At 56.4% G+C, this 25,682-nt stretch carries 24 protein-coding genes and 2 tRNA genes; 15 read left to right on the top strand and 11 right to left on the bottom strand.

The window, feature by feature from the left end; genetic code table 11:
- Positions 1-19: 19 nt before the first annotated feature.
- Positions 20-757 (bottom strand): phosphatase, encoded by a 738-nt coding sequence (locus tag HV127_RS18635; protein ID WP_182237822.1) that lies wholly within the window; start codon positions 755-757, stop codon positions 20-22.
- An 85-nt stretch (positions 758-842) separates the two neighbouring features.
- Positions 843-1,781 (bottom strand): glyoxylate/hydroxypyruvate reductase GhrA, encoded by a 939-nt coding sequence (gene ghrA / locus HV127_RS18630; protein WP_182237820.1) that lies wholly within the window; start codon positions 1,779-1,781, stop codon positions 843-845.
- A gap of 268 nt (positions 1,782-2,049) precedes the next feature.
- Between ghrA and HV127_RS18625 the strand changes: the two genes are divergently transcribed.
- Positions 2,050-2,137, top strand: a tRNA-Ser gene (locus tag HV127_RS18625).
- Positions 2,138-2,303: 166 nt separating this feature from the next.
- Here the strand turns inward: HV127_RS18625 and HV127_RS18620 are convergent.
- Complete coding sequence (locus tag HV127_RS18620; protein ID WP_182237818.1) at positions 2,304-3,209, bottom strand: LysR family transcriptional regulator; 906 nt, start codon at positions 3,207-3,209, stop codon at positions 2,304-2,306.
- A 114-nt stretch (positions 3,210-3,323) separates the two neighbouring features.
- Here HV127_RS18620 and HV127_RS18615 point away from each other — a divergent pair, with 114 nt between their 5' ends.
- From HV127_RS18615 to HV127_RS18600, 4 genes are all read left to right on the top strand, one after another.
- A complete protein-coding gene (locus HV127_RS18615; RefSeq protein ID WP_182237816.1) occupies positions 3,324-4,184 on the top strand; it encodes a pirin family protein in 861 nt (286 codons plus the stop codon).
- Positions 4,185-4,203: 19 nt separating this feature from the next.
- Positions 4,204-4,881 (top strand): isochorismatase family protein, encoded by a 678-nt coding sequence (locus HV127_RS18610; protein WP_182237814.1) that lies wholly within the window; start codon positions 4,204-4,206, stop codon positions 4,879-4,881.
- 145 nt (positions 4,882-5,026) lie between these two features.
- A tRNA-Ser gene (locus HV127_RS18605) sits at positions 5,027-5,114 on the top strand.
- 138 nt (positions 5,115-5,252) lie between these two features.
- Positions 5,253-5,546, top strand: coding sequence for a YciI family protein (locus HV127_RS18600; RefSeq protein ID WP_182237812.1), 294 nt, complete (start codon positions 5,253-5,255; stop codon positions 5,544-5,546).
- A 51-nt stretch (positions 5,547-5,597) separates the two neighbouring features.
- On the opposite strand, the gene phoH is transcribed toward HV127_RS18600, so the two are convergent.
- The 4 genes from phoH to efeU form a co-directional block, all read right to left on the bottom strand.
- Complete coding sequence (phoH, locus tag HV127_RS18595) at positions 5,598-6,386, bottom strand: phosphate starvation-inducible protein PhoH (RefSeq protein WP_181421921.1); 789 nt, start codon at positions 6,384-6,386, stop codon at positions 5,598-5,600.
- 509 nt (positions 6,387-6,895) lie between these two features.
- Complete coding sequence (gene efeB / locus HV127_RS18590) at positions 6,896-8,176, bottom strand: iron uptake transporter deferrochelatase/peroxidase subunit (RefSeq protein WP_182237810.1); 1,281 nt, start codon at positions 8,174-8,176, stop codon at positions 6,896-6,898.
- 4 nt (positions 8,177-8,180) lie between these two features.
- Positions 8,181-9,317 carry an iron uptake system protein EfeO gene (efeO, locus tag HV127_RS18585; RefSeq protein ID WP_182237808.1) on the bottom strand — a complete coding sequence of 379 codons (1,137 nt, stop codon included), beginning with the start codon at positions 9,315-9,317 and terminating at the stop codon, positions 8,181-8,183.
- 46 nt (positions 9,318-9,363) lie between these two features.
- Positions 9,364-10,194, bottom strand: coding sequence for an iron uptake transporter permease EfeU (efeU, locus tag HV127_RS18580; protein WP_110277513.1), 831 nt, complete (start codon positions 10,192-10,194; stop codon positions 9,364-9,366).
- 273 nt (positions 10,195-10,467) lie between these two features.
- On the opposite strand from efeU, the gene HV127_RS18575 reads away from it, so the two are divergent.
- The gene (locus HV127_RS18575; protein ID WP_182237806.1) at positions 10,468-11,652 is read left to right on the top strand and encodes a nucleoside transporter C-terminal domain-containing protein; all 1,185 of its coding nucleotides are present in this window, start codon (positions 10,468-10,470) and stop codon (positions 11,650-11,652) included.
- Positions 11,653-11,797: 145 nt separating this feature from the next.
- Here the strand turns inward: HV127_RS18575 and HV127_RS18570 are convergent, their stop codons facing one another.
- Entirely contained in the window at positions 11,798-12,232 is a 435-nt protein-coding gene (locus HV127_RS18570; RefSeq protein ID WP_181482726.1) for a DUF3574 domain-containing protein, read from the bottom strand.
- Positions 12,233-12,344: 112 nt separating this feature from the next.
- Complete coding sequence (gene putP, locus HV127_RS18565; RefSeq protein ID WP_110277510.1) at positions 12,345-13,853, bottom strand: sodium/proline symporter PutP; 1,509 nt, start codon at positions 13,851-13,853, stop codon at positions 12,345-12,347.
- A gap of 555 nt (positions 13,854-14,408) precedes the next feature.
- Between putP and putA the strand changes: the two genes are divergently transcribed.
- A complete protein-coding gene (gene putA, locus HV127_RS18560; RefSeq protein WP_182237804.1) occupies positions 14,409-18,371 on the top strand; it encodes a trifunctional transcriptional regulator/proline dehydrogenase/L-glutamate gamma-semialdehyde dehydrogenase in 3,963 nt (1,320 codons plus the stop codon).
- A 17-nt stretch (positions 18,372-18,388) separates the two neighbouring features.
- Here the strand turns inward: putA and HV127_RS18555 are convergent, their stop codons facing one another.
- Positions 18,389-18,652 (bottom strand): hypothetical protein, encoded by a 264-nt coding sequence (locus HV127_RS18555; RefSeq protein ID WP_182237801.1) that lies wholly within the window; start codon positions 18,650-18,652, stop codon positions 18,389-18,391.
- Between HV127_RS18555 and HV127_RS18550 the strand changes: the two genes are divergently transcribed.
- Positions 18,652-19,047, top strand: a complete 396-nt coding sequence (locus HV127_RS18550) for a lysozyme inhibitor LprI family protein (protein WP_182237799.1) — start codon at positions 18,652-18,654, stop codon at positions 19,045-19,047. The genes HV127_RS18555 and HV127_RS18550 overlap by 1 nt on opposite strands.
- Here the strand turns inward: HV127_RS18550 and rutR are convergent.
- A complete protein-coding gene (rutR, locus tag HV127_RS18545; RefSeq protein WP_142512394.1) occupies positions 19,044-19,682 on the bottom strand; it encodes an HTH-type transcriptional regulator RutR in 639 nt (212 codons plus the stop codon). The genes HV127_RS18550 and rutR overlap by 4 nt on opposite strands.
- A 283-nt stretch (positions 19,683-19,965) precedes the next feature.
- Here rutR and rutA point away from each other — a divergent pair, with 283 nt between their 5' ends.
- The 7 genes from rutA to rutG are packed head-to-tail and all read left to right on the top strand — an operon-like array spanning position 19,966 to position 25,387.
- A complete protein-coding gene (gene rutA, locus HV127_RS18540; protein ID WP_182237797.1) occupies positions 19,966-21,057 on the top strand; it encodes a pyrimidine utilization protein A in 1,092 nt (363 codons plus the stop codon).
- Positions 21,057-21,767 carry a pyrimidine utilization protein B gene (rutB, locus tag HV127_RS18535; protein ID WP_182237795.1) on the top strand — a complete coding sequence of 237 codons (711 nt, stop codon included), beginning with the start codon at positions 21,057-21,059 and terminating at the stop codon, positions 21,765-21,767. Before rutA ends, rutB begins: the two co-directional genes overlap by 1 nt.
- Positions 21,760-22,152 carry a pyrimidine utilization protein C gene (rutC, locus tag HV127_RS18530; RefSeq protein WP_182237793.1) on the top strand — a complete coding sequence of 131 codons (393 nt, stop codon included), beginning with the start codon at positions 21,760-21,762 and terminating at the stop codon, positions 22,150-22,152. The genes rutB and rutC overlap by 8 nt, the downstream gene beginning before the upstream one ends.
- Positions 22,149-22,952 (top strand): pyrimidine utilization protein D, encoded by an 804-nt coding sequence (gene rutD / locus HV127_RS18525; RefSeq protein ID WP_182237791.1) that lies wholly within the window; start codon positions 22,149-22,151, stop codon positions 22,950-22,952. The genes rutC and rutD overlap by 4 nt, the downstream gene beginning before the upstream one ends.
- On the top strand, positions 22,949-23,539 hold the full coding sequence (locus tag HV127_RS18520) for a malonic semialdehyde reductase (RefSeq protein WP_182237789.1): 591 nt from the start codon (positions 22,949-22,951) through the stop codon (positions 23,537-23,539). Before rutD ends, HV127_RS18520 begins: the two co-directional genes overlap by 4 nt.
- 9 nt (positions 23,540-23,548) lie before the next feature.
- Positions 23,549-24,043, top strand: coding sequence for an NADH-dependent FMN reductase RutF (rutF, locus tag HV127_RS18515; RefSeq protein WP_112215192.1), 495 nt, complete (start codon positions 23,549-23,551; stop codon positions 24,041-24,043).
- 21 nt (positions 24,044-24,064) lie between these two features.
- Positions 24,065-25,387, top strand: coding sequence for a pyrimidine utilization transport protein G (gene rutG, locus HV127_RS18510; protein WP_182237787.1), 1,323 nt, complete (start codon positions 24,065-24,067; stop codon positions 25,385-25,387).
- Positions 25,388-25,682: the final 295 nt, after the last annotated feature.

The following is a 25,682-nucleotide window of genomic DNA, read 5'->3' as shown; positions in this document are numbered from 1 at the left end:
TTTCTTCCAGTTATTCAAATTAAAGTTCAGCAAATTCAGGGATCGCCGCCATTCCTCGTGATTCAAGGAAATCAAGCATACGCCGGGGTGTCACGTTAAGGATGCGATCCTCCGGGAAATCAACGGCATCAAGGATCTTACGGCATTCGGTAAATTCGCCCAGCGTGAATGCGGTATGGGAATCCGACCCCAGCGCAACCCAACCTCCGGCATCACGCACGGCCTGCGCGACGGCACGGCAATTATCTTCACTTCCAATGCGCGATGAGACAAAAGATGAGTTATTGATCTCCAGCGCAACATGGTATTTCGCCGCCGCAGCAGCAATGGCCGGGACATCAACGGGGAATTTGGGATTACCGGGATGACTAATAATATGCACTGCGCCGCTGGCCATGGTGGCGATCATCGCCTCCGTATGAGTCGCTTTATCCTGAGGCGGGAACACCGGCTCGTGGAAACCTGCAATAATCAGGTCCAGAGAGGTGAGCATTGGCCCAGTACAGTCTATTTCGCCCTGTGTATTTTTGATGTTGGCTTCAATGCCGCGCAGAATGCCAATGCCGTCCACCAGCCGCGGCCAGATGCGCATGTTAATGAAATGCCAGTAATGTGGCGCATCAGCCATGTCAGGGCCATGGTCGGTAATGGCAAAGAGTTTGATCCCCTTACGCTTTGCTTCGGCAATATAATCGTGCAGGGTACTGTAAGCGTGGGTGCTGGCAATGGTATGCATGTGCAGGTCAACAGGATACATCACATTCTCCTTCTCTGTTTGTGGCAAGAATAGCAGGAATATGCGCTCATGATCAGCAAAAACCCCGCCGCAGCGGGGTTATCTCTTAGTATCCTCGCTGGCGATCGACCTGCCCGCTTACCGTTTCGCCTCGTTCCAGTTGGCCGATAGTTCCTGCAATATAAGCAATGGCTTCCTGAGGCCGGGTGACAGCTGCAACATGAGGCGTCATCGCAACCCGTGGATGCGCCCAAAGTGGGCTCTCTTTCGGTAATGGTTCGCGGCTGAACACGTCGAGCATAGCCCCTTTAAGCTTACCGCTATCCAGCGCCGCCAGCAGATCGTCTTCAACCACATGAACTCCACGCGCCAGATTCAGCACATAGCTATTATCCGGAAGCTGCGCCAACAGCGTTTTATCAATAATGCCAACGGTTTCCGCAGTGTTAGGCAACAGGTTAATCAGCACACGAGTGCTGCTCAGAAATTCGCCCAGTTCTTCTGCCCCAGCAAAACTCGTCACCTGCGGCCAGGACTTACGGCTACGGCTCCAGCTGCGCAGCGGAAATCCCCACGCTTGCAGCCCTTCTGCCACTTTAGCGCCGAGCACGCCCGCGCCCATAATCCCGATAGTAAACTCCTCGCGATGATACTCATCCAGAGGCTGCCAGCGGGCTTCCTGCTTTAATGCCTGGTAATCATCAAAACGACGGAACCAGTGCAGGACCTGGCTCACCGCATACTCTTGCATCTGCAAGCCCATGCCGGTGTCTTCCAGACGGAATAACGGAATCGACAGCGGCAGCATTTCCGGATGTTCCCGCAGCTTGCTAAGGATTGAATCGACGCCAGCACCAAGGGCAAAGACAGCCTTTAAGTCACGCCCTTGCAACATTTCTACCGGAGGATGCCAGACCAGCGCATAGTCGGCGGGTTGGTTATCGCCCGGTTTCCACTCGCGCACTCGCGAACCGGGCAGTTGTTTCTCCAGCTCCGTAATCCAGTACGAAGTGTCAAACGTCGGGTGGTAAAAGATAATCTCCATGATGGCTCCTGATAGCCGACGCCCCAGGCAGGTTAGGTTAGCGTCGTGTTTTATTCGTTGTTTTCTATTGGTTTGTCAGCATAGCAAATTTCGTCTGGCTATCGTGTTAAAAAAGAAATGGTGACAAAAAAATCGATTCTCGCGCATTTAGAAAGCAAGTTGCTTGAAGTTTGGCTAAACGCACGGTTTTTTAAAAAAGTTGATTGACGAGACTTACGTATTTCCCTAAATTAGCGCCCGTTCCCGGCAGCAAAGGGAATGACAATATGGTGAGGTGTCCGAGTGGCTGAAGGAGCACGCCTGGAAAGTGTGTATACGGCAACGTATCGAGGGTTCGAATCCCTCCCTCACCGCCATATTTTAAGAAGAGCTCGTACGCAAGTACGGGCTTTTTTTTCGCATATTGCCCCCCACCACCCGGTAGCCCGGACAGGCGCATCGCGCCGCCTCCGGGAACAGCCAGTCTTCTGCGGCTTCAGACTATCTTCTGACAGCGCTGCTCCTTACGGATTTTATCAAATCCTAATCCTCCTCCATCCGCTGATACTCTTCGCTCAGGAAATCAACCAGCGCCCTGACCGACGGCAGTAGACCACGACGTGAAGCAAAAACCGCATGGATCACCTCTCTGCGCGGTTGCCACTCATCAAGCACAACCACCAGTTCCCCTGCCGCCAGCTGATCGCGCACCATTAATAAAGGAAGCTGCACCACGCCAACTCCGGCAACCGCCGCTTCTCGCAGCGCCAGCATATCCGTTGTCACCATCCGGGGAGCGAAATAGACCTCCGCCCGCGCGCCCTCGGGGCCGGTTAATTGCCAGTGATGTTGATGTTTTCCTGCACCGATACTTAATCCCGGCCACTCGCTGAGTTCAGACGGTGCCTGGGGCACGCCCAGCCGCTCAACTAACGCTGGACTCGCCACCAGCCGATGCCCGCGGTCGGCCAATACGCGCATCACCAGATCGCTATCTTCTATAGGCCTTGGCCGCACGCGAATAGCCACATCAACGCCTTCCCCCACTACATCAACCCGCCGGTTCGTCGCTTCCAATAATAGCGTTACCCCCGGATGACGCTGCATAAACCGCGCCAGCATCGGGCCGATGTGCACATGTAAAAGCGTCACCGGGCAGGTCAGCTTCACGCTGCCGCACGGCTCTGAACGCAGCGTTTCCACCGCCTGTTCAGCCGCCTCCGCCTCTATCAACATCGCTTTGCAGTGTTGATAAAAGGTATGTCCGACCTCGGTCACCGCAAACTGCCGGGTAGTACGCTGAATCAGACGCACCCCGAGACGTTCTTCAAGCTGAGCAATCCGGCGGCTTAATTTTGATTTAGGCTGATCGAGCGCTCTCCCTGCCGCAGCAAAACCGCCGTGATCGACCACCTGGACAAACCAGGCTAAATCATTGAGATCCTGCATCCTTCCTCCATCGTTCCATTTTTAGAACAGTATAGGCCATTTTCACTATCTACCGGGCAATTAGAACTGAATATATGCTTATTCACATCAGAAACAGACATGCAGGAGACCACCATGAAACAGATTACTGGCATCTATACCGCCCCCTCGCAGCACTGGGTAGGCGACGGTTTCCCGGTTCGCTCGATGTTCTCTTATCAGACTCACGGCGAACAGCTAAGCCCCTTCCTGCTGCTTGACTATGCTGGCCCGCACCACTTCCCGGCAGGGACAGAGAAACGCGGCGTTGGTGAGCATCCGCATCGTGGATTTGAAACCGTCACCGTCGTGTATTCAGGGGAAGTAGAGCACCGAGATTCTACCGGCCGAGGCGGCGTTATTGGCCCCGGTGATGTGCAGTGGATGACGGCAGGTGCCGGAATACTGCACGAAGAGTTCCACTCGGCGAATTTCACCCGAACCGGCGGCGAGCTGAAAATGATTCAGCTCTGGGTCAACCTTCCGGCAAAAGACAAGATGACGCATCCGGGATACCAGAGCATCACCGCTGATACGATCCCTGTCGTTGCTCTGCCCGATAACGCGGGTCGTATGCGGGTCATTGCGGGCCGCTACGGCGATGTTGTCGGACCGGCGCATACCTTTTCACCGCTCAATGTCTGGGACCTGCAGCTTAATCAGGGTCAGGACATAACGCTGCATCAGCCCGATGGCTGGAGCACCGCGCTGGTCGTGCTGGAAGGTGAAGTTAAGGTGAACGGAGAGGGAAGCGCCCGTGAAGGCCAACTGGTGGTGCTCAGCCAGAAAGGGGAATCACTCCATCTTGAGGCGAGTTCCAACGCGAAAGTCTTGCTGATGGCCGGCGAGCCACTACAGGAACCCATTGTCGGTTACGGCCCATTTGTGATGAATACCAAAGCGCAAATCGCGGAAGCCGTTCGTGATTTTAACAGCGGCCGCTTCGGCCAAATCTAATATTACAGAGGTGAATAGTATGTCGACTCCAGCTAACTTTAACGGTTCTCGTCCGGTGATTGATGTGAATGATACCGCCATGTTGTTGATTGACCATCAGAGCGGCCTGTTTCAGACCGTCGGCGACATGCCGATGCCGGAACTGCGAGCCCGCGCCGCTGCCTTGGCAAAAATGGCGTCATTAGCAGGGATCCCGGTGATCACCACGGCATCAGTCCCGCAGGGGCCAAACGGCCCACTGATCCCGGAGATTCACCAGAACGCACCGCACGCGAAATATATTGCGCGTAAGGGCGAGATCAACGCCTGGGATAACCCGGAATTCGTAGACGCAGTAAAAGCAACCGGGCGTAAAACGTTGATTATCGCCGGAACCATTACCAGCGTCTGCATGGCGTTCCCGTCCATTGCCGCCGTTGCCGATGGTTATAAAGTCTTCGCCGTGATTGACGCTTCCGGTACCTACAGCAAAATGGCGCAGGAAATCACCCTCGCCCGCGTGGTTCAGGCAGGCGTGGTGCCAATGGATACCGCCGCGGTCGCTTCCGAGCTACAGCGTACCTGGAATCGCCCGGATGCCGCAGAGTGGGCTGAGGTTTATACCAAAATCTTCCCGGCATACCAGTTACTGATCGAGAGCTACGCCAAAGCGCAGGACGTGGTGAAAAACAACGAACAGCTTGATTCACAGCGTTAAAATGCCTGCCCTGCCGCCCGACGGCGGGGTAGTGTTCATTGCTTGACCGAACGGTAAAGAAAGAGTAAATACTGCTTGACCGTTTTAGCGCAACTCCCTATAGTAGCGCCCCGTTGCCCACCTAAGGTGAGCAGCGAAACAATATGGTGAGGTGTCCGAGTGGCTGAAGGAGCACGCCTGGAAAGTGTGTATACGGCAACGTATCGAGGGTTCGAACCCCTCTCTCACCGCCATATTTTAAGAAGAGCTCGTACGCAAGTACGGGCTTTTTTTTCGCCTGTTGCACCATCCAGAAACTGCATTCGGCCTACTATCACCCGCAACTCTCCGCATGCTACTTTTATATACCCATATAAAAGATGGACATCCAAATGAGCACCATTGCAGTTATTGTTCTGACTTACGTTAAACCGTTAGATGAAGTTGACGCGCAGCTTTCCGCACACGTGGAATGGCTTAAAAAAGGCTACGCTGACGGATTGTTTCTTGCTTCAGGGCGTAAGATCCCCAGATCTGGCGGAGTCATTCTGGCAAAAGGCGATAACATGGATTTGCTAAGGGCCTGGCTGAGTCAGGATCCGTTCCAGCAATCGGGCGTCGCGAAAGTCGATATTATTCCTTTCGAAGCCACCATGGCCGCTCCCCCGCTGCGGAACTTGCTTTAAACCAGCAAAAACAAAGCCCGGTCTTCCCGGGCTTTGCAAGCTCAAAAACAATCAGTAGTAGGCTTTAAGCGCGCGCTGACAAAGCGTCGAGCGCACGCAGTCATCGGTCGTGAAGCGCACCACGCCCACCATCTCATCTTCTTCAAAACGCGCCAGCGCATCGACCAGGCCAGACCTCACGCCAGAGGGTAAATCACACTGGGTAATGTCGCCATTGACGATAACCGTCACGTTCTCCCCGAGGCGGGTCAAAAACATTTTCATTTGCGCAGCAGTCACGTTCTGGGCCTCGTCCAAAATCACGACCGCATTTTCAAATGTACGTCCGCGCATATAAGCGAACGGAGCGATTTCCACCTTGCCAATTTCCGGACGCAGGCAGTATTGCATAAAGGAAGCGCCCAACCTCTTCACCAGCACGTCATAAACCGGTCGAAAATAGGGAGCGAATTTCTCGGCGATATCTCCCGGTAAGAAGCCGAGATCTTCGTCGGCTTGCAGAACGGGACGGGTAACAATAATTCTGTCCACATCCTTATGGATCAGGGCTTCAGCTGCTTTTGCCGCACTAATCCAGGTCTTCCCGCACCCGGCCTCGCCTGTCGCAAAGATCAGCTGTTTATTGTCGATGGCATTCAAATAATGCGCCTGAGCGTCATTGCGCGCTTCAATTGGCGATGCATCACGACTATCCCGCGCCATACCAATTGCTTCTACGCCACTCATTTGCACAAGCGATGTGACCGATTCTTCTTCGCGCTGTTTATGGCTGCGCGAATCCTGTCTCAGCACACGTTTGGCCTCACGACGAGCTTTGGTCACTGCTTTTTGTCTTCCCATGGATAGCACCTTGCGTTGTTGGTTTACATCACACGCGTCAACATCGACGCGATTATGCGCACGAACGATTGAGGTTTGGCTTCCTTGTAAGCCATTGCTTGCCTGTCGAATTGACAACGGGTCACGGCTACGCGCACCGCGCACCCTGTCTGGGTTCGAGTTTTCTGTTGTAGTGGGGGATAAATTTGGGGTGTGGGAATCGCGGCCGGAAATGTGGCCCCCGTGCTGATAAGTACGGTATGAGGTTTGACGTTTTCCGTTACAGCAATCGGGCATTCGCGATCTCCATAGTGAGACGACATCACTGCCGGGAACTACCGCGTCTTTAATAAGTACATCAAAAATAATTCTTAATGCAACTTATTTTTCACAAAAAGACAACAAATAATTCTCACTGCAGCTGTTTGGAGTTTCCGACATTAAGATTACAGAAAAATTAAACAAGGCAGGAAATACAAAAAAAGAATGGAAAAACAGCAGAAAACGCCCTGCCCTTACGGGCAGGAGCGTCAGGCTTCGAGCAGCGATTGCCCAAGATAGTGCTGACTGTCGATAACTCCCGGCAGAACAAAGAAATAGCCCCCGCCGATCGGCTTAACGTACTCTTCCAGCGCTTCTCCGTTCAGGCGCTTTTGCACCGTCAGAAAGCCTTTTTCCAGATCGTGCTGATAGCAGACAAACAGCAGCCCCATATCCAGCTGGCCTGAGTTAGTCACCCCCAGCGAATAGCTGTAGCCCCGGCGCATCATCAGGCTGGACTCGGTCTCCAGAGTGCGCGGATTGGCCAGACGAATATGACTATCGAGCGCAATGGTGTCACCGTCCGGGTCCTTACTGTAATCCGGCACATCGTGCTCGTGCTGCATACCCAACGGTGCCCCGCTGTGCTTATCGCGACCAAAAATCGTCTGCTGCTCTTTAAGCGGCGTGCGATCCCAGAACTCGACATGAAACTGAATAATACGCGCTGCCTGATAACTGCCGCCCGTTGCCCACACAGGCTCTTCCTGGTCGGCAGTAACCCACACCACTTTATCCATCAGCGCGTTATCGGTACTGACAGGATTAGCGGTACCGTCTTTAAAGCCCAGCAGATTAACCGGCGTCTCTTTACCTTTACTGCGCGCGGCGCTATCGGAAATGAAGCCTTCCCGCTTCCAGCGTACGCTGAGCAGGTCCGGGGTGTGCTTAATCACATCCCGCAAAGCATGTATCACCGTATCCTGAGTATTCGCGCAAATTTGCAGCAGCAGGTCGCCGTGGCAAAGTGCAGCATCCAGAGAGTCATTCGGAAAACGCGTCATCTTTTGCAGCTTTTTCGGCGCGCGGTTGGCCAGGCCAAAACGCTCGTCAAACAGCGAATGACCAACCGACACGGTCACCGTCAGGTTATCCGGGGCGATCCACGGCCCCAGAATCCCTGAATCCATCGGTGGCAAACGCGGGTTTGGCGTCTCCGGCGCTGGCCCACCTTTGGTCAAAAAGGCAATACGCTGAGTCAGCAGGCGAAACAGACGTTCAAGGTCTGCTTTATCGCTAGCCAACACATCGAAAGCGACAACCATCATCGACGTCTGCTGTGGCGTCAGCACACCCGCCTGATGCGGGCCATAAAACGGCTGCGCTTCCATGCGCGCATTTGGCGACAACGTCCCCGGAGAGCTGTTGTCTTTTGCCGCGTGCGCCACCGGGCAGCCACCGGTAATCGCCAGCGCGCCGCCAAGCGCACCGATCCCTTTTAATAACCGCCGACGCGACGGTTCATTGACATCATACTTTTGCTCTGCCATCGACTTAGTCCAGACCGAGGATCCCGCGCAGTTGTGCCAGATCTTCCGCCAGAGTGGTGATCGGGCCTTTCAGCGCATTGCGATCCGCATCCGTCAGCTTGTCGTAGGTCTCAAAGCCGTCTTTAGTGCGGTATTTGCTCAGGATGCTATCCACTTTCTTGAAGTTGGCATCCACTTTCGCCAGCAGCGTACTGTTCTCTTTTTGCAGTTGCGGACGCAGCAGGTCGACAATTTTCTGCGCGCCGTCAATGTTGGCCTGGAAGTCCCACAGGTCGGTATGGCTGTAGCGATCTTCTTCACCGCTGATTTTGCTGGCCGCCACTTCTTCAATCAAACCAGCTGCGCCGCCGACCACTTTTGATGGAGGGAAAGCCAGTTCGCTGATGCGTTTTTGCAGGTCGAGAACATCGGTGTTCAGCTGATCGGCATATTTATCCATTCCTTTGACGCTGTTATCGCCAAACAGCGCTTTTTCCAGACGGTGGAAGCCGGTGAACTTCGGATCTTCTGCTTTTTTCTCGTAGTCATCTTCACGGGCATCAATACTGCCGTCGAGGTCAGAGAACAGCTCGGCAATGGGTTCAATGCGTTCATAGTGCTGACGCGTCGGCGCGTAGAGGGCTTTTGCCTTCTCGATATCCCCCGCTTTCACCGCATCGGTAAAGGCTTTGGTGCCGCTAACCAGTTCAGCGGTCTCAGCGGTAACGTAGGCTTTATAGGCGGTAATAGCTTCACCCAAGCTGAGCAGCGCATCAGCTTTGGCAGCGTCTTTGGTGGCTTCACCGGTCACCGTCAGCTTACCTTTCGGGTTAGTCAACAGGCCGCAGGTCATGTCATATTCGCCAGGCTGCAGGTTCGCCGTCAGCTTTTGCGTAAAACCAGGAGCGATATTCTCGCGCTCTTCCACCACCATCACGCCTTTCAGAATTTCCCACTCCAGCGCTTTCTGGCTGTGGTTCTGAATGATGAACTGGGTTTTGCCCGCTTTCACGGTGACGTTCATCGGCTCACACTGTTTGTCGGTGACGGTCACTTTGACCTGCGGGATATCTGCAGCCTGGGCATAAAAGGCAGAGCTGAACAGCGCAGCGAAGGCGAGCTGCAACGCATTACGGCGAAATTGATTCATGGTGATGACCATCCCTTTCGATAAGTATGTTGTAACTATTTCAATCCGCGATGCCCAACTAAGCAGCTCGGGATGCAGTGGTTTTATTGCTCGGCGGCAGAATGAACAGCACCAGCGCCGGGATCAAATAGATAAAGTAGACCGCCACTTCACTGATGGTCGGCGTTTCCTGATAGCCAAAAATCCCCTCCAGCAGCGTGCCAAATAGCGTATGCGTAGAAAGAACGTTGCTCAGATCGAAGGCGACATCCTGGAAGTGATTCCACAAACCGGCCTCATGGAAAGCGCGGATAGCCCCCGCCGCCAGCCCCGCGGCCACCAGCAGAATAAATAAGCTGGTCCATTTGAAAAACACGCCGAGATTCATGCGAATACCGCCCCAGTAGATCAGGAACCCTAAAATAATTGCGGTTGCCAGACCCAACATAGCGCCGATCGGCGGCCAGATTCCCACATCCTGCTGGAAAGCGGCCAACAGGAAGAACACCGATTCCAGACCTTCACGAGCCACGGCGAAAAAGACCATCATCACCAGCGCCCAGCCGTGGTTGTTACCGCGCTGAAGGGCATTGTCGACCGCCTGCTCAAGCTGCTGCTTCACGTTGCGCGACACTTTACGCATCCAGAACACCATCCAGGTCAGAATGCACACGGCGATCACCGCCACAATGCCTTCGAACAGCTCCTGTTCGCGCTGCGGAAATTCGCCGGTTGTTTCGTTGATAAAGATCCCCAGACCAAGGCAAAGCGCCGCCGCGAGGAACACGCCAATCCACATTACGCCTATCCAGTTGCCGCGCTGAGTGCGTTTCAGATAGCTGGCGATCAGGCTGACAATCAGCGCTGCTTCCAGGCCTTCACGTAACATGATGAGAAATGGGACAAACATGCCGACACCCTTAAATGTGAACCGCAGTCAATTGATGCAAAGATAGGTAAATATTTCTGATAGTGATTATCATTACAATAATCAGAAACACAAGTGAAATGTGTAGAGAATGATGACGAGTTGTAAATTAATCGCTAACAAATAATGACTTGCGGGATTATCTGCCTGGCATCCTGGAAAACCACAGGATAAGGGATTTTTTCACGACGGATATTTACCCGGTCCGACGGCTGTGGCTAAATGGCGGCCTAATTGACCTGCGAAATGAACAACATGACTCAATTTTTGCACTTCCTGCTGGCGCTGGCGGTTATTCTGGGCCTCGCCTGGCTCGCCAGCTATGACCGACAAAAAATCCGCATCCGCTATATTATCCAGTTAATTATTATTGAAATTGCCCTGGCTTTCTTTTTTCTCCACGCCGAAAGCGGCCTGTGGTTGGTTAAAAATATTGCTGGCTTCTTTGAATCACTGCTCGGTTTCGCCGCCGAAGGGACCAATTTTGTATTTGGCGGCATGGGCGAAAAAGGCCTGGCGTTTATTTTCCTCGGCGTACTTTGCCCCATTATCTTTATCTCAGCGCTGATCGGTATTCTTCAGCACTGGCGTATTCTCCCCATTTTCATTCGCTTGATTGGTACCCTGCTGTCAAAGATTAACGGTATGGGCAAGCTGGAATCCTTTAACGCGGTCAGCTCACTGATCCTCGGGCAATCGGAAAACTTTATTGCCTATAAAGGAGTGCTCGGGGACCTCTCCTCTCGCCGTCTGTTCACTATGTCAGCCACCGCAATGTCGACGGTTTCGTTGTCGATCGTCGGCGCTTACATGAGTATGCTCGATGCGAAATATGTTGTGGCGGCGCTGATTCTGAATATGTTCAGCACCTTTATCGTGCTGTCGATAATTAACCCAACGCGTCCCGGCAGCGAGGAGGAAATTAAGCTCGAAAAGATGCACGAATCTCAGAGCTTCTTTGAAATGCTCGGTGAATATATTCTTGCCGGTTTCAAAGTCGCGATGATTATTTTGGCTATGCTGATTGGTTTTATAGCCTTAATTAGCGCGATTAATGCGCTGTTCGCCATGATATTTGGCCTGAGCTTCCAGCAGATCCTTGGTTACGTTTTTTATCCGCTGGCGTGGCTGATTGGTATCCCGCTAAGCGATGCACTTAATGCGGGCAGCATAATGGCGACCAAGCTGGTGGCGAATGAATTCGTCGCCATGATTGAGCTGCAAAAAATTGCCGCCAGCATGACGCCGCGCGGGCTGGGCATTTTGTCGGTCTTCCTGGTCTCTTTCGCCAACTTCGCCTCTATCGGCATTATTGCCGGGGCGATTAAAGGACTGAATGAGCAGCAGGGAAATATTGTTTCCCGCTTCGGCCTGCGCCTGGTGTATGGCGCAACGCTGGTGAGTTTGCTCTCCGCAAGCTTCGCGGGGCTGGTACTATAATCGTTGAATGTTGGCTTCAATGCTGGCCTGTTTTCCCGGGGGCGGCGCAAAGCGCCTTGCCCGGGCTAAGGGGTGCGTGCGGTCTGGGGTTGTAGCCCGGACAGATACGCAGTATCGCCTCCGGGAAACTCCATCAGGGCACCGTTTAAAAATGTACGCAGACCGGCTGGTCAACGCGCATCACCGACTCCTGCGCAAAACGTGATTTGTAAGTATTGCGCAGCGCCTCAATCCCCTCTTCGCTCTTCGCCTCTTTGCCATGGATCAGCATCAGCGCCTTGCTCTGCTCGCGCGCGACGGTGCCGTCATTGCCCAACCACTGACCGCGCGCATCAAATACCGTCAGGCCATCGCGAAAGCGCGGCGTCACGTCGCGGTCCACGAACTGCTGCCACTCCTGAGCGGTAATATCTTTCCCCGCAGGACGGCTTAAGCCGAAATAAAGCGTCGTCTGCACCATGGCGTTATCCGCCGGGCAGGCGTTAGCGTCTGCCGCCGGGGCCGTCTTCGCGGCAGGCGCCACGCAGCCGCTTAATATCCCTGCCAGTACCAGCGCCAGCGCACCCTGTCTGAAATTCATTTTGCTACCCTCGTTGTTATTTGTGCTGAGATATCAGCGTATTTTCAAGCAATTAGCAAGAGGCACAAATAACAAAGCCCGCAGAACGCGGGCTTGAGGTCAATTCAGAGGATTACTGCGCAGTAGCACGTACCGGCGGCGCAGTATGATAATGCGCGTCCGCTTCGGCAAAGCGTCTTTGCATTTCTGCCGACGGCGCTTTCCCCAGCAGACTGAATACCACAATCCCCAGGCTACCGAAGATAAAACCAGGAATGATTTCATACAGGCCCAGCCAACCAAACTGCTTCCAGACAATCACCGTCACTGCGCCGATGATCATCCCGGCCAGCGCGCCGTTACGCGTCATTCGCGACCACATCACCGAGAACAGCACCACCGGGCCAAACGCCGCACCGAAGCCTGCCCAGGCGTAGCTCACCAGACCCAGCACGCGGTTCTCCGGGTTTGCCGCCAGGGCGATGGACACCAATGCCACCACCAGCACCATAAAGCGCCCTACCCACACCAGCTCTTTTTGACCGGCATTTTTGCGCAGGAACGCTTTATACAGATCTTCGGTAATCGCGCTGGAGCACACCAGCAGCTGGCAGCTCAGGGTCGACATCACCGCCGCCAGAATCGCCGACAGCAGGATCCCGGCAATCCACGGGTTAAACAGAATCTGCGCCAGTTCGATAAACACCCGTTCGGCGTTTTGATTCACCGCGCCCGCAACGCCCGGATTGTTATTAAAGTAAGCGATACCGAAGAAACCGACGGCAACCGCGCCCGCCAGGCAGAGGATCATCCAGGTCATGCTGATGCGACGGGCATGAACGATGCTATGGTGCGAATCCGCCGCCATAAAGCGCGCCAGAATATGCGGCTGACCGAAATAGCCCAGACCCCAGCCCATCAGCGAAATAATCGCCACAAAGTTCAACCCTTTGAGCATATCGACGTTCTCAATGCTCTTTTGTTTAATGACTTCCAGGGAATCGCCAAAACCACCGACGGAAATAATCACCATGACCGGAGTCAGAATCAGGGCAAATATCATCAGGCTGGCCTGAACGGTATCGGTCCAGCTCACCGCGAGGAAACCACCAACGAAGGTATAAATAATGGTTGCCGCCGCACCGGCCCACAGTGCGGTTTCGTAGCTCATCCCGAAGGTGCTTTCAAATAGACGAGCGCCAGCGACAATGCCGGATGCGCAATAAATCGTGAAGAACAGCAGAATAACCAGCGCTGAAATAATCCTCAGCACCCGGCTGGTGTCCTCAAAACGGCCGGTGAAATAATCCGGCAGCGTCAGCGCGTTATTATTGACCTCGGTGTGAACACGTAAACGCCCCGCCACCAGCTTCCAGTTAACCCATGCGCCCAGCGTCAGGCCAATGGCAATCCAGCTTTCGGAAATACCGGAAATAAATATCGCCCCCGGCAATCCCATTAACAGCCAGCCGCTCATATCCGAGGCCCCGGCGGAGAGCGCCGTAACAAATGGGCCAAGGCTACGGCCGCCAAGGATATAATCATCAAAGTTCTTGGTCGATCGCCAGGCAATAAAACCAATGAGTACCATGCCAAAAATATAAACAGTAAAAGTCACCAACATGGGTGTGCTAATAGCCATGCAAAAATCTCCAGAATTTTTTGTCGACAGCGTCCAACTTTGTCGTTTTTTCCACTACCGGAACGGGGTAATGGCATATTGGTTGTATTGGGCGACCGTATCCTGACGGAAGCTTTGTTTTTTCACAAACGATTTAACACAGCATTTACACGAAATACTTCCGGGACCAAACTTCATTTTGTTATAGGTTGCACTCTCTCACGTTTTTAGCGGTTGCACCACGCAAAAGTGTTAACTCACGCATATAACGCCCCTCATATACAGGGAATAAATACCTACCACTTTCACCATAAAATTTAACAATCAAAGCAATTTTCAGCCTGCCACACAATTCTCAATTAACAAGGTTGCACAAAGTTGCAACATGATAGATATTTCTACGCAACCGCATAACTGCACAGAAGCGAATTCGCAAAATCATTCAATCTGCGTCGAGGCGGCAAATTTGTAAGTCCCTGGGAGCATAGATAACTATGTGACCAGGGCGCACAAATGCAGCCAACAAAGAGGCAGGTTGAAGGATGAAGCGAATGACCAATAACAGGAGTTCCTGACATGGGCACCACCACCATGGGTGTAAAACTTGACGACGCGACGCGCGAACGCATTAAATCCGCGGCGAGCCGTATTGACCGCACGCCGCACTGGCTGATTAAACAGGCCATCTTCAACTATCTGGAAAAGCTGGAAAACGACGAGACGCTTCCGGAGCTGCCAGCGCTGCTCGCTGGCGCGGCTAACGAAAGCGATGAGACAGGCACTCCGGGCGACGAGCCTTATCAGCCGTTCCTTGAATTCGCCGAGCAGATCCTGCCGCAGTCCGTCTCCCGCGCTTCCATTACCGCCGCCTGGCGCTGGGCCGAAACCGATGCCGTGCCGATGCTGCTGGAGCAGGCCCGTCTGCCGCAAAACCTGGGCGAACAGGCGCACAAGCTGGCTTATCAACTGGCAGAAAAGCTGCGTAATCAGAAAACCGCCAGCGGTCGCGCCGGCATGGTGCAAAGCCTGTTGCAGGAATTCTCGCTCTCCTCACAGGAAGGCGTGGCTCTGATGTGCCTGGCGGAAGCGCTGCTGCGCATCCCCGACAAAGCCACCCGTGATGCGCTAATTCGCGACAAAATCAGCAACGGCAACTGGCAGTCGCATATCGGCCGCAGCCCGTCGCTGTTCGTCAACGCCGCCACCTGGGGGCTGCTGTTTACCGGCAAACTGGTCTCTACGCATAACGAAACCAGCCTGTCGCGCTCGCTGAACCGCATTATCGGTAAGAGCGGCGAACCGCTGATCCGCAAAGGCGTCGATATGGCGATGCGGCTGATGGGTGAGCAGTTTGTTACCGGCGAAACCATTGCTGAGGCGCTGGCTAACGCCCGCAAGCTGGAAGATAAAGGTTTCCGCTACTCCTACGATATGCTCGGCGAGGCGGCGTTAACCGCCGACGATGCTCAGGCCTATATGGTCTCCTATCAGCAGGCGATTCACGCCATCGGCAAAGCCTCGAACGGGCGCGGAATTTATGAAGGTCCGGGGATCTCAATTAAGCTCTCCGCGCTGCACCCGCGCTATAGCCGCGCTCAGTACGATCGCGCGATGGAAGAGCTTTACCCGCGCCTGAAGTCCCTGACCCTGCTGGCGCGCCAGTACGATATTGGCATCAACATCGACGCCGAAGAGGCAGACCGTCTGGAGATCTCTCTCGATCTGCTGGAAAAACTCTGTTTTGAGCCGGAACTGGCGGGCTGGAACGGCATTGGCTTTGTTATCCAGGCCTACCAGAAACGCTGCCCGTTTGTCATTGACTACCTGATCGACCTCGCCACGCGAAGCCGCCGTCGTCTGATGATCCGCCTGGTGAAAGGCGCTTACTGGGACAGCGAGATCAAACGCGCGCAGATGGATGGCCTCGAAGGCTATCCGGTCTATACCCGCAAGGTCTACACCGACGTGTCTTATCTGGCCTGCGCGAAGAAACTGCTGGCAGTACCGAACCTGATTTATCCGCAGTTCGCAACCCACAACGCCCATACACTGGCAGCGATTTATCAACTCGCCGGGCAGAACTACTATCCGGGACAGTACGAATTCCAGTGCCTGCACGGCATGGGTGAGCCGCTGTATGAGCAGGTCACAGGCCCCGTCGCCGACGGCAAGCTCAACCGTCCGTGCCGTATTTATGCCCCGGTCGGCACCCACGAAACGCTGCTGGCGTATCTGGTGCGTCGTCTGCTTGAAAACGGCGCTAACACCTCATTCGTTAACCGTATTGCCGATAATACCCTGCCGCTGGATGAACTGGTTGCCGACCCGGTAACCGCCGTGGAAAAACTGGCACAGCAGGAAGGTCAGACCGGCCTGCCGCATCCGAAAATTCCGCTACCGCGCGATCTGTACGGCAAAGGCCGCAGCAACTCTGCCGGTCTGGATCTGGCCAACGAACATCGCCTGGCCTCCCTCTCCTCTTCTTTATTAAATAGCGCCCTGCATAAATGGCAGGCGCTGCCGATGCTGGAACAACCGGTTGGCGAAGGCGAAACGCAGGCGGTGATTAACCCGGCGGAGCCAAAAGATATTGTCGGTCACGTGCGTGAAGCCAGCGAGGCTGAAGTTCAGCAGGCGCTGAGCAACGCGGTCAACAATGCGCCAATCTGGTTCGCCACCCCTCCGCAGGAGCGCGCGGCCATCCTTGAACGCGCCGCCATACTGATGGAAAGCCAGATGCCGACTCTGATGGGCATCCTGGTGCGCGAAGCGGGTAAAACCTTCAGCAACGCCATCGCCGAAGTGCGCGAAGCGGTGGATTTCCTGCACTATTACGCGGGACAGGTGCGCGACGATTTTGATAACGAAACCCATCGCCCGTTGGGCCCGGTGGTGTGTATCAGCCCGTGGAACTTCCCGCTGGCGATCTTTACCGGCCAGATAGCCGCCGCGCTGGCGGCGGGCAACACCGTTCTGGCGAAACCCGCCGAGCAGACGCCGCTTATCGCCGCTCAGGGCGTGGCGATCCTGCTGGAAGCAGGCGTGCCGCCGGGCGTTATTCAACTGCTGCCGGGGCGTGGGGAAACCGTCGGCGCTGCATTAACTTCTGATGAGCGCGTGCGCGGCGTGATGTTTACCGGATCGACCGAAGTCGCCACCTTATTACAACGCAATATCGCTAGCCGTCTTGACGCGCAGGGTCGCCCGACGCCGCTTATCGCCGAAACCGGCGGCATGAACGCGATGATCGTCGACTCCTCGGCCCTGACTGAGCAGGTAGTGATCGACGTACTCGCCTCGGCGTTCGACAGCGCAGGTCAACGCTGCTCCGCCCTGCGCGTGCTGTGCCTGCAGGACGACATCGCCGAGCATACGCTGACCATGCTGCGCGGTGCGATGGCCGAATGCCGGATGGGCAATCCGGGCCGTCTGACTACCGATATCGGACCGGTGATCGATGCCGAAGCCAAAGAGAACATCGAGCGCCATATCCAGACTTTGCGCGCCAAAGGGCGCAAAGTTTTCCAGGCGGTGCGCGAAAATGGAGAAGATTCCCGCGAATGGACCAGCGGTACCTTTGTTCCGCCAACGCTTATCGAACTCGACAGCTTTGACGAGCTGAAAAAAGAGGTCTTCGGCCCGGTGCTGCATGTGGTGCGCTATAACCGCAACGAACTGGATCAACTGGTCGAGCAGATTAACGCTTCCGGCTACGGCCTGACCCTCGGCGTGCATACCCGTATCGACGAGACGATCGCTCAGGTGACCGGCAGCGCTAACGTCGGCAACCTGTACGTCAACCGCAATATGGTCGGCGCGGTAGTCGGCGTGCAGCCGTTCGGCGGCGAAGGGCTGTCGGGTACCGGTCCGAAAGCAGGCGGCCCGCTGTACCTGTACCGCCTACTCTCCAGCCGTCCGCAAAACGCCGTCGGGATCACCCTCGCCCGCCAGGACGCCGAGCGCCCGCTGGATGCCCAGTTGAAAACGCTGCTGGAAAAACCGCTGGTTGCGCTACAGCAGTGGGCGGCAGATCGACCGGAGCTGAAGGCCCTGTGCCAGGCGTTCAGCGAACAGGCACAGGCCGGAACACAGCGTCTGCTGCCGGGGCCAACCGGCGAGCGCAACACCCTGACCTTTATGCCGCGCGACCGGGTGCTGTGCGTGGCCGATAACGAGCAGGATGCGCTGACCCAGTTGGCGGGCGTTACCGCCGTCGGTTGTGAAGTGCTGTGGCCAGATGCGCCTCTCCAGCGCGAACTGGCGAAAAAGCTGCCGCGCGAAGTCAGCGAACGCATCCACTTTGCCAAAACGGAAACCCTGATGACCGAACCTTTCGATGCGGTTATCTATCACGGCGACTCCGATCAGCTGCGGGAACTGTGCGAACAGGTAGCGGCACGCGATGGCGCGATTGTTTCGGTGCAGGGCTTCGCCCGCGGCGAGAACAATCTGTTGCTGGAACGCCTCTATATTGAACGTTCGCTCAGCGTCAATACCGCCGCGGCAGGCGGTAACGCCAGCCTGATGACGATTGGTTAAAGCCCCCCGGGTTGCGGCTAACGCCTTACCCGGCAGACGGTGGTGGACCCGTAGCCCGGGCAGGCGCCCTGCGCCGCCCCCGGGAGCATCGCGCAGAACAGCACCATTTCCCGGAGGCGATGCTGCGCATCTGTCCGGGCTACCAGATCGCAGCCCGTAGTCCGGGCAAGGCGCCGCCCCCGGGAAAACAGACCGGCATCAACGTCAGCTGATGACACCAGGCGCAGGCTGTGGTTAATTAAGGCTCCCGGACGGGAGCTTTTTTTATGGGAGTTGAACAATGAAACGCACTTTACTCGCGCTTACCGCGCTGCTGGCAAGCACTCATGCGCTGGCGGACGAATGCAATAACGCCAGCAATCAAACGGAGATGAATCAGTGCACCGCCGCCCAATACCAGGCGGCGGATAAAAAACTGAATGAAACCTATCAGGAAGCACTGAAGCGCGCCTCCGGCAAGCAGCAGGAATTACTCAAAAAAGCGCAGCTGGCATGGATTACGCTGCGCGATGACGACTGCAAATTCCTCGCCTCCGGCGCAGACGGCGGCAGCGTACAGCCGATGCTGATCAACCAGTGCATGTCCGATAAAACCGTTGAGCGCGAGTCGTTCCTTGCCTCGCTGCTACAGTGCGAAGATGGCGATCAAAGCTGCCCTCTCCCACCCGCCAATTAACGCAGGCGAATCCCTTCGATAATCATCCGCTGCACGTTATCGACGGTTTGCTGAAAGAATGCCTCATCGCGCAGCGTTGCGCCGGTCACCGCCTCAACCTGAGTAGCGAAATCGGCGTAATGCTGGGTGGTCGCCCAAATCATAAAAATCAGATGCTGCGGGTCGACCGGCGCCAGCTTGCCGCTCTCGACCCAGCCGGAAACAATCGCCGATTTCTCATCCACCAGCGCTTTTAAATCGCCGGTCAGCTCGCCCATCAGCAACGGTGCGCCCTGAAGCATCTCCAGGCAAAACAGCTTCGACGCCTGCGGGTGATCGCGCGACACCTCCAGCTTCAGGCGAATATATTCACCAATCGCCACCAGCGGGCTGATATCTTCACGAAAGGCCTTCAGCGGCGCCAGCCAGATAGCCAGAATCTGCTGCAGCACGGCAATATACAGCGCCTCTTTCGATGGGTAGTAATAGAGCAAATTGGTTTTTGACACCCCGGCCAGCTCGGCGACCTGCTCAAGGCGCGTACCGTGGATACCAAACTGCGAGAACGCGTCCAGCGCAGCGGCCAGAATAGCCTCTTTTTTCGCGCTCACCGCCAGTGAACGTTTTCCGGTCTTTTTCACGGCGCCCTGTGCCATTGATTATCTCCTTCTTTTTACGCCATCAGCATAGCAAAAGCCCAACGCCGACACGACTCTCTGCACCTCGATTGCGCATGACTGCGGTTTTTTCGTGCACTGATTTTGACCATTTAGTCTACTTTTTCGCTGTTATTTTCAGCAACCACTCAGCAACACATTAATAACATTAGCCTTTGCAAAACTGGCATCGCCTTTGCTTTACCTTTGACACGGGGCGACCAAAGGAGATGCAGGATGCAGCGCCGCGCGACTTCTTGTTCAACGACATGCAGAGGTAGGTATGAAAATTGGTGTCTTCGTTCCGATTGGTAATAACGGCTGGCTGATTTCCACCCATGCTCCCCAGTACATGCCGACGTTCGAGCTGAATAAGGCCATCGTGCAGAAAGCCGAGCACTATAATTTCGATTTCGCCCTTTCAATGATCAAACTGCGCGGTTTCGGCGGCAAAACTGAATTTTGGGATCACAACCTTGAATCCTTCACCTTGATGGCCGGGCTAGCGGCAGTCACCTCGCGCATTCAGATCTACGCCACCGCCGCCACGCTGACGCTGCCCCCGGCAATCGTCGCCCGTATGGCCTCGACTATCGACTCTATCTCCGGCGGGCGCTTCGGCGTCAATCTGGTGACCGGTTGGCAAAAACCGGAATATGAGCAGATGGGCATGTGGCCGGGGGATGATTACTTCGCCAGCCGCTACGACTATCTCACTGAATATGTCCAGGTTCTGCGCGACCTGTGGGGCACCGGGCGCAGCGACTTTAAGGGCGACTACTTCACCATGAACGATTGTCGCGTTAGCCCGCAGCCGTCGCAGCCGATGAAAGTGATCTGCGCCGGGCAGAGCGATGCTGGAATGGCGTTCTCCGCCCAGCACGCCGACTACAACTTCTGCTTCGGGAAAGGGGTTAACACCCCTGCCGCCTTCGCACCCACCGCAGCGCGGATGATGCGGGCAGCGGAAAAAACCGGCCGCGATGTCGGCTCCTACGTGCTGTTTATGGTGATTGCCGATGAAACCGATGAGGCGGCCCGCGCCAAATGGGAGCACTACAAAGATGGCGCAGATGAAGAAGCGCTGGCATGGCTGACCGAACAGAGCCAGAAAGATACCCGCTCCGGCAGCGACACTAACGTCCGCCAGATGGCTGACCCCACCTCGGCGGTCAACATCAATATGGGTACTCTCGTCGGCTCTTACGCCAACGTCGCCCGCATGCTCGACGAAGTGGCGGCTGTCCCCGGCACCGACGGCGTGCTGTTGACGTTTGATGATTTCCTTATCGGCATCGAAGCCTTTGGTCAGCGCATTCAGCCGCTGATGCGCTGCCGCGACCATATCGCCACACTCACTCAAGAGGTTGCCTGATGATTACCCTTCCCGCTCGCCCGGAATCCCTGACCTTTGCGCCGCAGCAGAGCGCGCTGATCGTGGTGGATATGCAAAACGCCTACGCCAGCGTTGGGGGTTATCTTGACCTCGCCGGATTTGACGTTTCCGCCACCCGACCGGTAATCGACAATATCAACACCGCCGTTGCCGCCGCGCGCGCCGCCGGAATGCTGATTATCTGGTTCCAGAACGGATGGGACGACCAGTATGTAGAAGCCGGTGGCCCCGGCTCACCGAATTTTCATAAATCCAACGCGCTGAAAACCATGCGTAAAAACCCTGAGCTGCAGGGCAAACTGCTGGCAAAAGGCGGCTGGGACTATCAGCTGGTCGATCAGCTTAAGCCGCTACCGGGCGATATCGTGCTGCCAAAACCGCGCTACAGCGGTTTCTTCAACACCGCGCTCGACAGCATCCTGCGCAGTCGCGGCATTCGCCATCTGGTGTTCACCGGGATCGCCACCAACGTTTGCGTGGAATCGACCCTGCGCGACGGCTTCTTCCTCGAATATTTCGGCATCGTGCTTGAAGATGCCACCCACCAGGCCGGGCCGTCGTTCGCCCAGCAGGCGGCGCTGTTCAATATTGAAACCTTCTTTGGTTGGGTCAGCGACGTCGCCAGCTTCTGCTCGGCCCTTGAGCCCGCAGCACCGCTCTCATTCCCGGAGGAGAAACGTTATGCCTAAACAGGTAATTATTCCGCCAGGCACCACCACGCCTATCGCGCCTTTTGTCCCCGGTACGCTGGCCGACGGCGTGGTTTACGTCTCCGGCACGCTGCCGTTTGATAAGCAAAACAACGTGGTTTATATCGGCGACCCAAAGGCGCAAACCCGTCACGTGCTCGACACCATCAAGAGCGTTATCGAGACGGCGGGGGGCAGTATGGAGGATGTGACCTTCAACAGCATCTTTATCACCGACTGGAAAAACTACGCCGCGATTAACGAGGTCTACGCTGAATTCTTCCCCGGCGATAAACCGGCGCGTTTCTGCATTCAGTGCGGGCTGGTGAAGCCTGAAGCGCTGGTAGAGATAGCGACCGTCGCGCATATCGGGAAACCGGCATGATTAAGCTCAATATCTCCCCGCCGCCTTATCCGGGCGCGCCGGTGGTGGTGCTGAGCGCCGGGCTCGGCGGCGCGGGCGGCTACTGGCTGGCGCAGCGGGCGGTGCTGGAAACACGGTATCAACTGGTGAGCTATGACCATAACGGCACCGGTGAAAACAGCGGCCCGCTGCCCGCAGGCTACAGCATGGCGACCATGGCGCAGGAGCTGTACGCGGCGCTGCAAGAGGCGGGAGTTTCACGTTTTGCCCTGGTCGGTCACGCGCTGGGCGCGCTGATTGGCCTGCAGCTGGCGCTGGATTTTCCCGAATCGGTCAGCGCCCTCGTGCTGATTAACGGCTGGCTGACGCTCTCCCCGCATACCCGTCGCTGCTTTCTGGTGCGCGAGCGCCTGCTGCACGCGGGCGGCGCTCAGGCATGGGTCGAAGCGCAGCCGCTGTTTCTCTATCCGGCGGAGTGGATGGCCGCGCGCCTGCCGCGCCTCGAGGCCGAAGACGCGCTCGCCATCAGCCATTTTCAGGGCAAAGATAATCTGCTCAAACGACTCAATGCCCTTAAGCAGGCCGACTTTTCACGGCGGGCAGCGGCAATAACCTGCCCGACGCTCATTATCAGCGCGGCTGACGATCTGCTGGTTCCGGCCTCCTGCTCCCGCGTGCTGCAAGCGGCAATCCCCGCCAGCCAACGGGTGGAAATGGCCTGGGGCGGCCACGCCTGTAACGTCACTGACACCGCCAACTTTAACCCTATTTTATGCGACGGGCTGGCCAGCCTGCTGCCCGTTACCAAGGAGAATCTATGAGCGAAGCCATTAGCCTGGCCGCCTGCGCCACGCTGTTTACCGATGCCCGAACCCACAACGGCTGGCTGGACAAACCGGTCACCGACGACCAGCTGCGTGAAATCTACGCCTTGATGAAAATGGGGCCCACCTCCGCCAACTGCTCACCGGCGCGTATCGTTTTTATCCGCACCCCGGAGGGCAAAGAGACACTGCGCCCGACCCTGTCCAGCGGCAATCTGGAGAAGACCATGCAGGCCCCGGTCACCGCGATTGTGGCCTGGGACAGCGCGTTCTATGACCGCCTGCCGGAGCTGTTTCCCCACGGTGACGCCCGTAGTTGGTTCACCTCCAGTCCACAGCTGGCGGAAGAGACGGCCTTTCGCAACAGCTCATTACAGGCGGCATATCTGATTTTCGCCTGTCGGGCGTTGGGCCTGGATACCGGTCCAATGTCGGGTTTCGATCGCGAAAAGGTCGATGCGGCGTTTTTTGCCGACGGCGGCTGGAAAAGCAACCTGCTGATTAATATCGGCTACGGCGATACCAGCAAACTGTACGCTCGCCTGCCGCGTCTGCCCTTTGATGATGCCTGCCAGCTGGCATAAGGAGCCCGCATGTCTATTACCGATAAACAAAGCTTTCGCGACGCCATGGCCCACGTCGGTGCAGCAGTTAACATTATTACCACCGATGGCCCGGCAGGCCGCGCGGGGTTTACCGCCAGCGCCGTCTGCAGCGTCACCGACGCGCCGCCCACGCTGCTGGTGTGTCTGAATCGCTCAGCCTCGGTCTGGCCGATATTCAGCCAGCACCAAGCGCTGTGCGTCAACACGCTGGCGGCCGGCCAGGAGGGATTATCGAACATGTTTGGCGGCAAAACGCCGATGGCGGAGCGCTTCGCCGCCGCCGACTGGCAAACCGGAGCGACCGGCTGCCCGCGTCTGGAACAGGCGCTAGTGAGCTTTGACTGCCGCATCAGCCAGATTGTTAGCGTCGGGACTCACGACATTCTGTTTTGTGAAGTGGCGGCAATTGTTCGCCATCCGGACCCGCGCGGACTGATGTGGTTCGACCGCGGCTACCACACGCTAATGCGCCCGGCCTGTTAACCTTAAACCCAGGATCTCATCATGGCTCTCTTCGATTTTCCTCGCTGGCAGTTAACCTCCCCCTCCGCCGCGTCCGGCGTCGTCGCTCCCGATGAACGGCTGTCTGCCGGGCAAACCGTGGTGATGGGCGTTCAGCACGCGGTGGCGATGTTTGGCGCAACCGTGTTGATGCCAATCCTGATGGGACTGGATCCCAACCTGTCGATCCTAATGTCAGGCGTTGGTACGTTGCTGTTCTTTTTGGTTACCGGCGGGCGCGTGCCGAGCTATCTTGGCTCCAGTGCCGCCTTCGTCGGCGTGGTCATCGCCGTCACCGGTTTCAACGGTCAGGGGCTGAACCCACACCTGAGCGTCGCGCTGGGCGGCATTATTATCTGCGGGCTGGTTTATACCCTGATTGGCCTGGTAGTGATGAAGATCGGCACCCGCTGGATTGAGCGGATGATGCCGCCGGTCGTTACCGGCGCGGTAGTGATGGCGATTGGCCTGAACCTCGCGCCCATCGCGGTGCGCAGCGTGTCGGCAACGCCGTTCGACGGCTGGATGGCGGTGCTGACCGTTCTGTGCATCGGCCTGGTAGCAGTGTTTACCCGCGGGATGCTGCAGCGGCTGCTGATCCTCGTTGGGCTGATTGTCGCCTGCGCGCTCTACGCGCTGCTGGCGAACGTGCTTGGGCTGGGCAAGCCGCTCGATTTTGGCCTGCTTGAGCAGGCGGCGTGGTTTGGCATGCCGCAGGTTACCACTCCGACGTTTAACAGCCAGGCGATGATGCTGATCGCACCGGTCGCAGTGATTCTGGTAGCGGAAAACCTCGGCCACCTGAAGGCGGTTGCCGGGATGACCGGGCGCAATATGGACCCGTATATGGGGCGCGCGTTCGTCGGCGACGGGCTGGCAACCATGCTTTCAGGTTCGGTTGGCGGCAGCGGCGTCACGACCTATGCAGAGAATATCGGCGTGATGGCGGTGACCAAAGTGTACTCCACGCTGGTGTTCGTCGCGGCGGCGGTGATTGCGATGCTGCTCGGATTTTCGCCGAAATTCGGTGCGCTGATCCACACCATTCCCGGGCCGGTTATCGGCGGCGCATCCATTGTGGTGTTTGGTTTGATTGCCGTCGCGGGTGCGCGGATTTGGGTACAAAACCGGGTGGATTTGAGCCAGAACGGCAATCTGATTATGGTCGCTGTGACGCTGGTACTGGGCGCGGGTGATTTTGCGCTATCGCTGGGCGGCTTTACCCTCGGCGGGATCGGTACGGCGACATTCGGCGCGATTCTGCTCCACGCCCTGCTTAACCGCCGTCAGCATGAAGTCAAACAACCTGACGTCACCCCTGTTTAACCCGCTGGCACGTACCTGTAGCCCGGACAGATGCGCAGCATCGCCTCCGGGAAATTATGCCATCCTGCGCTGTGCTCCCGGGGGCGGCGCAGGGCGCCTTGCCCGGGCTACAGGTCCACCGCCGTCTGCGATCTGGTAGACCGGACAGGTGCGCAGCACCGCCTCCGGGAAATTATACCATCCTGCGCTGTGCTCCCGGGGCGGCGCAGGGCGCCTTGCCCGGGCTACAGGTCCATCGCCGTCTGCGATCTGGTAGCCCGGACAGGTGCGCAGCACCGCCTCCGGGAATACTCAG

The organism is Klebsiella sp. RHBSTW-00215, from assembly GCF_014103785.1.
In the GTDB taxonomy this organism is placed as follows: domain Bacteria; phylum Pseudomonadota; class Gammaproteobacteria; order Enterobacterales; family Enterobacteriaceae; genus Klebsiella.
This window is presented reverse-complemented; position numbering and strand designations above follow the sequence as displayed.

Excerpts from the sequence above, each read along its gene's own strand:
- HV127_RS18635 (WP_182237822.1), bottom strand. The coding sequence starts at position 757 with ATGTATCCTGTTGACCTGCACATGCATACCATTGCCAGCACCCACGCT.
- ghrA (WP_182237820.1), bottom strand. The coding sequence starts at position 1,781 with ATGGAGATTATCTTTTACCACCCGACGTTTGACACTTCGTACTGGATT.
- HV127_RS18620 (WP_182237818.1), bottom strand. The coding sequence starts at position 3,209 with ATGCAGGATCTCAATGATTTAGCCTGGTTTGTCCAGGTGGTCGATCAC.
- HV127_RS18615 (WP_182237816.1), top strand. The coding sequence starts at position 3,324 with ATGAAACAGATTACTGGCATCTATACCGCCCCCTCGCAGCACTGGGTA.
- HV127_RS18610 (WP_182237814.1), top strand. The coding sequence starts at position 4,204 with ATGTCGACTCCAGCTAACTTTAACGGTTCTCGTCCGGTGATTGATGTG.
- HV127_RS18600 (WP_182237812.1), top strand. The coding sequence starts at position 5,253 with ATGAGCACCATTGCAGTTATTGTTCTGACTTACGTTAAACCGTTAGAT.
- phoH (WP_181421921.1), bottom strand. The coding sequence starts at position 6,386 with ATGGGAAGACAAAAAGCAGTGACCAAAGCTCGTCGTGAGGCCAAACGT.
- efeB (WP_182237810.1), bottom strand. The coding sequence starts at position 8,176 with ATGGCAGAGCAAAAGTATGATGTCAATGAACCGTCGCGTCGGCGGTTA.
- efeO (WP_182237808.1), bottom strand. The coding sequence starts at position 9,317 with ATGGTCATCACCATGAATCAATTTCGCCGTAATGCGTTGCAGCTCGCC.
- efeU (WP_110277513.1), bottom strand. The coding sequence starts at position 10,194 with ATGTTTGTCCCATTTCTCATCATGTTACGTGAAGGCCTGGAAGCAGCG.
- HV127_RS18575 (WP_182237806.1), top strand. The coding sequence starts at position 10,468 with ATGACTCAATTTTTGCACTTCCTGCTGGCGCTGGCGGTTATTCTGGGC.
- HV127_RS18570 (WP_181482726.1), bottom strand. The coding sequence starts at position 12,232 with ATGAATTTCAGACAGGGTGCGCTGGCGCTGGTACTGGCAGGGATATTA.
- putP (WP_110277510.1), bottom strand. The coding sequence starts at position 13,853 with ATGGCTATTAGCACACCCATGTTGGTGACTTTTACTGTTTATATTTTT.
- putA (WP_182237804.1), top strand. The coding sequence starts at position 14,409 with ATGGGCACCACCACCATGGGTGTAAAACTTGACGACGCGACGCGCGAA.
- HV127_RS18550 (WP_182237799.1), top strand. The coding sequence starts at position 18,652 with ATGAAACGCACTTTACTCGCGCTTACCGCGCTGCTGGCAAGCACTCAT.
- rutR (WP_142512394.1), bottom strand. The coding sequence starts at position 19,682 with ATGGCACAGGGCGCCGTGAAAAAGACCGGAAAACGTTCACTGGCGGTG.
- rutA (WP_182237797.1), top strand. The coding sequence starts at position 19,966 with ATGAAAATTGGTGTCTTCGTTCCGATTGGTAATAACGGCTGGCTGATT.
- rutB (WP_182237795.1), top strand. The coding sequence starts at position 21,057 with ATGATTACCCTTCCCGCTCGCCCGGAATCCCTGACCTTTGCGCCGCAG.
- rutC (WP_182237793.1), top strand. The coding sequence starts at position 21,760 with ATGCCTAAACAGGTAATTATTCCGCCAGGCACCACCACGCCTATCGCG.
- rutD (WP_182237791.1), top strand. The coding sequence starts at position 22,149 with ATGATTAAGCTCAATATCTCCCCGCCGCCTTATCCGGGCGCGCCGGTG.
- HV127_RS18520 (WP_182237789.1), top strand. The coding sequence starts at position 22,949 with ATGAGCGAAGCCATTAGCCTGGCCGCCTGCGCCACGCTGTTTACCGAT.
- rutF (WP_112215192.1), top strand. The coding sequence starts at position 23,549 with ATGTCTATTACCGATAAACAAAGCTTTCGCGACGCCATGGCCCACGTC.
- rutG (WP_182237787.1), top strand. The coding sequence starts at position 24,065 with ATGGCTCTCTTCGATTTTCCTCGCTGGCAGTTAACCTCCCCCTCCGCC.